The 892-nt window shown below is 46.7% G+C and carries 1 protein-coding gene; it reads right to left on the bottom strand.

Annotated elements, in window-relative coordinates; all coding sequences use genetic code 11:
• Positions 1–892: lysine-sensitive aspartokinase 3 (gene lysC, locus R8N49_RS25750; RefSeq protein ID WP_318190287.1), on the bottom strand; the 892-nt coding region annotated here is incomplete at both ends.

The following is an 892-nucleotide window of genomic DNA, read 5'->3' as shown; positions in this document are numbered from 1 at the left end:
GACTTGCTCCATAACAGATCATGCGTAAGTTCAAATCTTCTAGCGTACCAAACACTTGCTTCGCATAGCCTTTACGTTCACTCATCTTGTTACCAATCAAGGCTACCAAACAAAGGTCATGTTCTACTTCGACCTTACACAACTCTTCCAACTCTTCACGTGCTGCTTGAGGAAGTTGTGGTGCGCCTCCTGAGGTATCAGTTTGATCCAGTGTGAGTGACACACTGATTTCTGATGTGGTGATAAGGTCTACCGAAATTTTGTGCTTGGCTAAAATCTCAAATACTTTTGCTAAGAAGCCGTACGCATGGAACATGTTCGCACTACGCAGAGTGACCATCGTTTGATTACAACGCAGAGCGAGAGCACGGAACAGCGGTGAGCTTTCGACTTGATGACGAATCCACGTGCCACCTTTTTCTGGTTCTTTAGATGAGCCAACAAAAACCGGGATATCATGGCGCAGAGCAGGGACCAGTGTTGATGGGTGTAATATTTTCGCGCCAAAGTTAGCCATTTCAGAGGCTTCACTAAAACTGATCTCTGGGATTGGTGACGCTTTTGGTGCGATGCGAGGATCGGTCGTGTAAATACCAGGAACATCTGTCCAAATTTCAAGTCCAGATGCTTTCACACCTTCAGCAATCAAGGCTGCACTGTAGTCGCTACCACCACGACCTAACGTTGTTGTATTGCCTTCTTCGTCAGAGCCAATGAAGCCCTGTGTGATGACGACAGAATCAAGACATAAAGGGATAAGCTTCTCTTGTGCTAGTTGAGTAATAGCTTCGACATTCGGCTCTGCGCGACCAAAGTTGTCGTCGGTTCTTAGCACTTCACGAATATCAAATCGCACTGCATTGATACCACGCTCTCGGATGAGCTGGGCCAG

Source organism: Vibrio sp. 1978 (genome assembly GCF_033344345.1).
This window is presented reverse-complemented; position numbering and strand designations above follow the sequence as displayed.